9 protein-coding genes and 1 other annotated feature are annotated in these 8,692 nt (G+C 43.1%); of the genes, 5 read left to right on the forward strand and 4 right to left on the reverse strand.

Annotation, left to right across the window (positions count from 1 at the left end; translation table 11 throughout):
- A partial coding sequence (locus B7C60_RS17870) for a transglycosylase SLT domain-containing protein (RefSeq protein WP_245868551.1) occupies positions 1 to 959 on the forward strand: 959 nt, incomplete at its 5' end.
- Positions 960 to 1,014: 55 nt separating this feature from the next.
- Positions 1,015 to 1,311 carry a trp operon repressor gene (trpR, locus tag B7C60_RS04845; RefSeq protein ID WP_099610674.1) on the forward strand — a complete coding sequence of 99 codons (297 nt, stop codon included), beginning with the start codon at positions 1,015 to 1,017 and terminating at the stop codon, positions 1,309 to 1,311.
- Between the two features lie 85 nt (positions 1,312 to 1,396).
- Here the strand turns inward: trpR and yjjX are convergent, their stop codons facing one another.
- From yjjX to B7C60_RS04865, 4 genes are all read right to left on the reverse strand, one after another.
- A complete protein-coding gene (gene yjjX / locus B7C60_RS04850) occupies positions 1,397 to 1,930 on the reverse strand; it encodes an inosine/xanthosine triphosphatase (RefSeq protein WP_099610675.1) in 534 nt (177 codons plus the stop codon).
- 14 nt (positions 1,931 to 1,944) lie between these two features.
- Positions 1,945 to 3,126, reverse strand: a complete 1,182-nt coding sequence (gene pheA, locus B7C60_RS04855; protein ID WP_099610676.1) for a prephenate dehydratase — start codon at positions 3,124 to 3,126, stop codon at positions 1,945 to 1,947.
- 12 nt (positions 3,127 to 3,138) lie between these two features.
- Positions 3,139 to 3,258, reverse strand: a sequence feature (Phe leader region).
- 108 nt (positions 3,259 to 3,366) lie between these two features.
- Positions 3,367 to 3,693: a ribosome hibernation-promoting factor, HPF/YfiA family gene (gene hpf, locus B7C60_RS04860; protein ID WP_099610677.1), complete on the reverse strand. Its 327-nt coding sequence runs from the start codon at positions 3,691 to 3,693 to the stop codon at positions 3,367 to 3,369.
- A gap of 375 nt (positions 3,694 to 4,068) precedes the next feature.
- Positions 4,069 to 4,821: an outer membrane protein assembly factor BamD gene (locus B7C60_RS04865; protein ID WP_099610678.1), complete on the reverse strand. Its 753-nt coding sequence runs from the start codon at positions 4,819 to 4,821 to the stop codon at positions 4,069 to 4,071.
- Positions 4,822 to 4,974: 153 nt separating this feature from the next.
- On the opposite strand from B7C60_RS04865, the gene rluD reads away from it, so the two are divergent.
- The 3 genes from rluD to B7C60_RS04880 form a co-directional block, all read left to right on the forward strand.
- Positions 4,975 to 5,949 (forward strand): 23S rRNA pseudouridine(1911/1915/1917) synthase RluD, encoded by a 975-nt coding sequence (gene rluD / locus B7C60_RS04870; protein ID WP_099610679.1) that lies wholly within the window; start codon positions 4,975 to 4,977, stop codon positions 5,947 to 5,949.
- A 2-nt stretch (positions 5,950 to 5,951) separates the two neighbouring features.
- A complete protein-coding gene (pgeF, locus tag B7C60_RS04875) occupies positions 5,952 to 6,677 on the forward strand; it encodes a peptidoglycan editing factor PgeF (protein ID WP_099610680.1) in 726 nt (241 codons plus the stop codon).
- Between the two features lie 98 nt (positions 6,678 to 6,775).
- Positions 6,776 to 8,692, forward strand: a 1,917-nt coding sequence (locus B7C60_RS04880) for a Clp protease N-terminal domain-containing protein (protein WP_245868553.1), incomplete at its 3' end; no start/stop codon positions are given.

Consider the following 8,692-nt stretch of genomic DNA (forward strand, 5'->3'; position numbering starts at 1 on the left):
AAGATTGGCTTGGCATCACCCACTGGATAACTCGTTTACCCGAGAGTGAACAAGGGACATTACGTTGGCAATATTGGTTGGCTCGAAGTGAATTAGCGCAAGGGAAAGAGTCGCAGGGCATCGCGCGAATGCACGCATTACTTGGACAACGTAATTTTTATAGTGTTGCTGCCGCTCAATGGGTGAAGCAGTCCATCCAGTATCCGAGTTCGTCACTTGCTTTAGAGCATTCATGGCTCAAACCTTATCAAAAATCGTTAATGCGTATTGATGAGTTAATTCAACGCGACAAGATTGCAGCCGCGAAGAGTGAGTGGAATTTATTATTACAGCATGCCCAGCAAAAAGAGAAAGAAATGTTAGCGGTTTATGCTGCAACTCATGGTTGGCATCATTTAACCGTTAAAGCCTCTATCTCTGCCAGTTTATGGGATAACACTCAACTGCGTTTTCCATTGGCTCACCAATGGTGGTTTAATTTTTATGGAAAAAAACACGGCATCAGTCCGGTAACGTTAATGTCACTAGCTCGACAAGAAAGTGCGATGGATGTTGAAGCGCGTTCTCCTGTGGGGGCCAGAGGAATTATGCAAATTATGCCGTCGACGGCGCGCTATACAGCCAAGAAATATCAGCTTAATTATGAAGACGCAGACGAGCTGTATCAGGTTGGGAAAAATATTGAGATTGGGAGCCATTATTTAAATGAGTTACTTGAGCGCTATGATAACAATCGTATTTTATCTTTTGCAGCCTATAATGCTGGACCAAGTCGTGTGGATCGTTGGCAAGCTCAAACTCAAGGTAAATTAGATGCCTATGCCTTCATTGAAGCGATTCCTTTCCGTGAAACTCGTGGTTATGTACAAAATATTTTGATGTTTGAAACCTACTATCGCAATTTAATGGCCCTTGATGGTGAATTTTTAACGCAGCAAGAGTTAGCAACAAGCTATTGATTCCGGCTGAGTGTACTCTACAATAGATAGCGTGTATCACCCAACGAGTACAAGAATGTCATCACAACCTGAGTACCGTGACTGGCGAGAGTTATTAGCGTTAGTTAAACAAGCAACCACAGATGAGCAGCATGAAATGCTGTTAACCATGTTAATGACTCCGGATGAACGAGAGGCGTTAGTGGCACGAGTCAATATCTTGTGCGAGCTGCTCAAAGGCGAGCTTTCTCAGCGTCAGATTAGCCAACTGTTAGGTGTTGGTGTGGCAACCATTACCCGAGGCTCAAATGAGCTTAAATCTCGCACAGAGCAAGAGCGAGATTCTCTAGCTCAATTATTGTTACCTTCATAACCTGACGGTTTAACAACCGTTTTTCTCGCCTTTTCTTTTGCTGTGCGAAAGGGCGTCAGCTCAATTTTCTTCTTGTGTCTCGGATCTATTTAAGGTTACTAATGGGGAAGAGTTCCGGATTGAGAAAAGGAATTAAGGCGAGTATTAACGCTTGATGATAAACCGAACTACGGGTGAGTTGGTGACCTGTGAGTAAACCAATCGCCCCTCCTTTTTGTTTAATATTCTGCGTAGCAAAAACTTTATCCATCACGTGTCCTAGCTCATTATCGGGCGTGAGCTGCTCTGTGACGATAGGAGGTAGCGGTAAGCTGGCAGAACGAGATTCACCATAACGCTGATTCGATTTAATAATCATCCAGGCGAATGTCATGCCATGATCTACTCCAGCCTCAAGACCAACATAATAATCGGCGTTAGGAGCTATTTTTTCAGCATGGTGTACTCTATTGAGTGCTCCTTGCTTCGTTTCGCCATCGCTCATTGGTTGATCTGCCACACCACTCGCAACAGAAACACCTTGAAAATGAAACTCTTGGTCGGGAAAGACATCATGAAATGCACTTTTTACGGCATTGATTTTTGCTGGATTGAGTGATGCAACGATAATATTTTTCATGCTTGTCTCTGTGTTTATTGATTGGCTAATTTTATTTGGGTCGGTTTGATATTCTCACTCGGGTAACAACCTAACACTTTTAAATGTTTTGTTAATTTGATTAACTCACTAAGGGCTTGTTGCATCTCTTGTGAGTCAAGGTGTGCTTGTAAGTCAACATAAAACATCTCTTCCCAAGGGTTACCCATAATCGGACGTGATTCTAACTTGGTCATATTGATACCATAACGTTGTAAAACCAACAGGGTAGAAACTAAAGCTCCAGCTTCTTGTGAGGTTGACATAATTAAGGTCGTTTTAGCAGGGATCTGAGTTGAAACCTCAATCGGTTTTCGCGCGACAATAATAAAACGGGTGTAATTTTCCGTTTGATTGGCAATGTTACCTTGGATGGGGTGTAACCCGTAGAGCTTACCGCTAGCGGCATTGCCAATAGCCGCAACATCTTGACGTTGTAAGTTTTGTACCTTTTTCATGGCATCAGCAGTACTGATACAGCTTTCTAATTTCACACCCTCTAAGCGACTTAAAAATTCACTGCATTGTTGATGTGGCTGGGGATGGGAGTAGAGCACTTTGATGGCTTCTAATTGGATGTCATGCGTTGCGACTAAGCAATGCTCTATCGGCTGGGTGATTTCTCCTACAATATACAATGTAGTGTGTTGTAATAGGTCGTAGACTTCATTGATAGAACCAGAGCTGGTATTTTCAATCGGCAGTACGCCATAGTCAGCGTGGCCCGATTCAACCGTTTTAGTCACCTCTCTAAATTGTTCGCAGTTGAGTTCAATTAATTCGGTATTTTTACGGCTGAAGTATTCACGAGTCGCTAAATGCGAATAAGAGCCTTTAGAGCCTAAAAAAGCGACTCGAGCGAGTGGTTTGCGATTTTCAGGATTCGCTAAGTTTTGCAAGTAAGCTTGTTGCAGTAAAACGGAGTCTTCGATAATAGTGTGGAATAATTTTGTGATGTATTGTGCATCTAATTGGTAATTTTCTTTTCCTGATTGGATAAGTTTGACCAGCAGTTGTTGCTCTCTTTGGGTATCTCGCACGGGTTTCGAGGTTTTTATTTTACTTTTGGCGACGTCAATACTGAGTTGGCGGCGTTCAGAGAGCAATTGTAGCAGTTGCTCATCAATGGTATTTAAACGTAACCGAATCTCTTCGAGTGAAAGGGCGTTGTCTGTCATCATAAAATCCTTATAAAAAAAGCCTCCATGGGGAGGCTTTCTGTTCGTTTTTGACTTATTTCCGTAAACGAGCGTGCCTCCAAACGTTATTGGAGAAAAAAGAAGTCAAAAAGGAACAGTGGGTTATGTGTCATTTTTATCGTTATTGCTGATGGATTCAAGCCACACAATAAGCAAGCTAGGTAGGAGCGTCAAGCAAAAAAATAGCGCCCAAAGGCGCTATCTCAATAACCGTGCAAATTATTCGGTTTCCTCTTCCATTTCGGGCTTATCTGCTCGTCGTGCTTCAGGTTTATGACGCAGCTTATTCAATTGGCGTTCAAGTTTTTGCTCGACTTCGTTAATCGCAGCATAAAGATCATCGTGAATAGCCGAAGCAACCAGCTGGCCTTTAGGAATCGTTACCGTGGCCTCAAATTTTTTCTGTTTGTTTGGTCGTTCGCTAAAGCTTGCTTGGCACCCAGTAATTTCTACTTGCCATTTCTCTAACTTTTTGAATTTACTCTCAATGTGATTACGGATTGCAGAGGTGATTTCAATGTTTTTACCTGTAATATTCATTTGCATAGTGATTTTTCCTCTGTTACATCCCTTATGGGTTACCTACAGATTAGCGTTTCAATAACAAAATAATGTGATGAATCTCTCTTTTTTATTGGGTGTAAAATGCTTTGAAAATAAACGTGATCTTTAGCAAGGAGTTGGTGTGTGAGGTCGAGAAAAAGCTTGAGGTTTCGATGGAAACGATTAGATTGGTTATTAAGTCTTACTAAAAACTTTCTATTTTTTAGGGTATTGCGTCAGCCTAAAAAAGTTATTGCTCTGCTTTTGTTCATCTTATAATGGTGAACTTTATCACGTTAGTATGTGTCGTCTTTTCGTCAATCGCTCTTCTTGTTGCAAAAAAAGCCAGCCACTTTTTGTGGCTGGCTTTTTGGGTAACTAATTTCTGAGCAATGGCATTGGCTCATTAGGATTAAGCTGGATGAGTTGTTCGGTTCGTGCAACCGCCTCATCTAATCCTAATTGTTGGTAAGCTTTTAATTGAATGGTCAGCGATTTTCGAGCGGCTTGTGTGCCTGGATAAGTTTTTTGTAACTCTTGAGCTCGGTTTATCGCTGCGATCCAAGCTTCACGGCGTAAGTAAAAGTCTGCAGTGGCTAAGTCGTAATCCGCTAACCGATTTTTTAATGCATACATCCGTTGCTGAGCATCCTTAGCATATGGGCTGTTAGGGTAACGTTCTAATAAACGTTTAAAATCAGCAAAGGCAGCTTTAGCCGGCTCAGGATCGCGATCGCTTCGATCAATATTAAATAATTCATGCATGAAATTACGATCTTGGGCCATGTGAGTCAGCCCTCGTATATAAAGTACCCAATCCATTTTTTCATGGGTGGGATTGAGGCGAGTGAAGCGCTCAATCGTTGCTAGCCCAAGGGCAAGATCATCGTTTTTATAATAGGCATAGATTAAATCTAGCTGTACTTGTTCTGAATAAGCACCAAAAGGATAGCGAGAATCCAGTGCTTCGAGCTTATCTATCGCTGTTAACCAGTTTCCACTTTGCAGTGACAGCTGAGCCTCACTATACAGCTCTGCTGGGGGAACATCTGGGACAACTTCTTCTTTACTTGCACAGCCAGTTATGAGTAAAGATAACGCGAGTAAACCCGATAAAGTTTGGTATTTCATCTCTGGATTCGATTCCTTGCAATAAAGCTTCTAAACTTGGAGCAGCGTGCTCCATAAATCGTTTCGTTACTTTCTTTTCAGTAACAGATACAATAAGTACCTATTTTTCCACACTCGTGGCTATTAGTCTCACGGTTTTTAAAAAAGTTCGATATGGCTCAGCAGATTGAATTAACTCAAACAGTAAAAGAAAGCCAGCTTGGTCAGCGCTTAGATCAAGCAGTCGCGGAATTATTTAGCGATTATTCTCGCTCACGGCTGAAAGAATGGCTATTGGACGGGAAAATTACCGTCGATGGTCTTGTTGTCACTAAACCCCGAACGAAAATGATGGGGGGAGAAATTATCACGGTTTTGGCCGAACTAGAAGATGAACAGCGTTGGGAAGCGCAAAATATTCCACTCAATATTGTTTATGAAGATGATGATATTATTGTCATCAATAAGCCTAGAAATTTCGTTGTACATCCTGGGGCTGGAACGCCAGATGGAACCGTATTAAATGCTTTACTTTTTCATTATCCACCCATTGCAGAAGTACCTCGTGCCGGAATTGTGCATCGTTTAGATAAAGATACGACCGGATTAATGGTGGTGGCGAAAACTGTTCCAGCACAAACTCGATTGGTTCGTGAACTACAAAAACGCAATATTACTCGTGAATATGAAGCAATAGCGATCGGTACCATGACCGCTGGTGGAATGATTGACAAACCGATTGGTCGCCACGCCACGAAACGAACGTTAATGGCGGTTACGCCAATGGGTAAGCCAGCCGTTACGCATTATCGTGTTGCTGAGCATTTTCGTGAACACACGCGAATCCGGCTTCGTTTAGAAACAGGGCGCACGCACCAAATTCGTGTTCATATGGCCTATCTCCAGCATCCTTTATTAGGTGATACCGCTTATGGTGGACGTGCACGGATCCCTAAAGGAGCGTCTGAAGAGTTAACCGAGATGATCCGCGATTTTGATCGACAAGCGTTGCATGCGGTGATGCTGAAGTTTGCTCATCCCATTACTGAAGAAGCGTTGGAATTTCATGCACCTGTTCCTGATGATATGGTTAGGATGGCTGATGCTTTGCGTGAAGATGCAAAACTGAATTATTCGCAAGAGTATTAATCATGGATAAGATCATTCCTAACTGGCCAGCACCAAGCAATATTAAAGCCTTTGCTTCTACACGAATCGGTGGATTTTCACCGTCACCGTATCAGGGGTTAAATCTTGGTATGCACGTTGGGGACGATCCTGCTTTAGTTTTACGTAACCGTGAATGGTTGCAGACGATAAGCCAAATGCCTTCAGCACCTATATGGTTAAATCAAACTCACTCAACTAAAATTGTGCAGGTTGAGCGACCAACGAAAGTCATACTCGATGCTGACGGGCTTGTTACGACTTCTCGGCGTGTTGTCTGTTCGGTAATCACAGCGGATTGTTTACCTGTGCTGATCACCAATAGTCAAGGAACGCAAGTTGCTGCGGTTCATGCTGGTTGGCGTGGGCTGGCGGGAGGTATTGTTGAAAACGCTTTGCACACTATTTCAGGCAACCCTCTTGTTTGGCTAGGTCCGGCCATCGGTGCTCAAGCTTTTGAAGTCGGTAATGATGTCAGAGTGGCGTTTTGCGAAAGAGACGCCGATGCAGAGCAAGCGTTTTTACCGACGTCACAACAAGGGAAATGGTTGGCGGATATGGTTCAGTTAGTACGTTTACGACTAGCAAAATTAGGCATTGAGCAAATTTATGCTTGCAACCTGTGCACCTATCAAAATCCCCAGCAATTTTATTCTTATCGCCGTGATGGAATGACCGGTCGTCAAGCTAGCTTTATTTGGATGGAGTAGCCTTATAAAGTTAATGGTATTGGCTTGAAATTTCACCTCTGCGTAACCATCTTTCTATACGTGATTAGTTTATCTCCGATGAGATTAAGAAGGTGGTTATGCGTCTCGATAGATTTACCAGCAAATTCCAAATAGCGATTTCTGATGCTCAGTCGCTTGCACTAGGGCGAGATCATCAGTATATCGAACCTGTACATTTGATGGTGGCATTACTTGATCAAAATGGTAGTCCGATCCGTCCTTTACTTACCATGCTTAGTGTCGATGTTGCTCAATTACGTTCTAAATTGGGTGAACTTCTCGACCGCCTACCTAAGGTGAGTGGCATCGGCGGTGATGTTCAGCTTTCTAATTCGCTAGGTTCGTTATTTAACCTCTGTGATAAAGTGGCGCAAAAACGTCAAGATGCTTATATCTCCTCGGAAATATTCTTACTGGCCGCTTTAGAAGATCGTGGCCCTCTTGGTCAGTTATTAAAAGAGATCGGTTTAACGGAAAAAAAAGTTTCTGAGGCTATTGAAACGATTCGTGGCGGACAGAAAGTGAATGATCCAAATGCGGAAGAGCTACGACAAGCGTTGGAGAAATTTACCATTGATCTTACTGAGCGAGCAGAGCAAGGTAAATTAGACCCTGTTATTGGTCGGGACGATGAAATTCGTCGTACGATTCAAGTGTTACAGCGCCGTACTAAAAATAACCCAGTTATCATTGGGGAGCCTGGTGTGGGTAAAACCGCGATCGTGGAAGGGCTTGCTCAACGCATCATTAATAATGAAGTGCCAGAAGGGCTTCGCGGGCGTCGCGTATTGTCTTTGGATATGGGCGCATTGGTTGCGGGAGCCAAATATCGTGGTGAGTTTGAAGAGCGGCTAAAGTCGGTGTTAAATGAACTTGCCAAAGAAGAAGGTAATGTCATCCTCTTTATTGATGAATTACATACCATGGTTGGTGCCGGTAAAGGTGAAGGTTCAATGGATGCGGGCAATATGCTGAAACCCGCATTAGCTCGTGGTGAATTGCACTGTGTTGGCGCAACGACGCTGGATGAATATCGTCAATATATTGAGAAAGATCCAGCACTAGAGCGTCGCTTCCAAAAGGTCTTGGTCGATGAGCCAACAGTGGAAGATACCGTTGCTATTTTACGTGGCCTAAAAGAACGCTATGAATTGCACCATCACGTTGAAATTACCGATCCGGCGATCGTGGCTGCGGCAACCTTATCACACCGCTATGTTTCTGATCGTCAACTGCCAGATAAAGCGATCGATCTGATTGATGAGGCGGCATCAAGTATCCGTATGCAAATGGACTCCAAGCCAGAAGCATTGGATAAGTTGGAACGTAAAATCATCCAACTTAAGATCGAGCAACAAGCATTAATTAATGAGCATGATGATGCGAGTGAAAAACGGCTAAGTATCCTTAATGATGAACTTAAGGAAAAAGAGCGTGAATATGCGGAATTAGAAGAGATTTGGAATACTGAAAAAGCTGCGCTTTCTGGTACACAACATATCAAATCAGAACTTGAGCAAGCTCGCTTAGATTTAGAAGTTGCCAGACGTGCGGGAGATTTAAGTCGTATGTCAGAGCTGCAGTATGGCCGAATTCCTGAATTAGAGAAGCAGCTTGACTTGGCTACTCAAGCAGAAATGCAAGAGATGACCTTATTGCGTAACAAGGTAACTGATGAAGAAATAGCCGAAGTTCTGTCTAAGCAAACGGGAATTCCAGTTTCTAAAATGCTTGAAGCAGAAAAAGAAAAATTACTGCGTATGGAGGAGGTTCTCCACCAAAGAGTGATTGGGCAAGCCGAAGCGGTGGAAGTGGTCGCAAATGCTATTCGTCGAAGTCGCGCTGGGCTTTCTGATCCTAACCGCCCAATAGGCTCGTTTTTATTCCTAGGCCCAACCGGGGTTGGGAAAACCGAGCTGTGTAAAACGCTAGCTAATTTTTTATTTGATAGTGAAGACGCCATGGTGCGAATTGATATGTCTGAGTTTATGGAG

Origin of the sequence: Vibrio fujianensis (assembly GCF_002749895.1) — a bacterium.
GTDB classification, from domain to species: domain Bacteria; phylum Pseudomonadota; class Gammaproteobacteria; order Enterobacterales; family Vibrionaceae; genus Vibrio; species Vibrio fujianensis.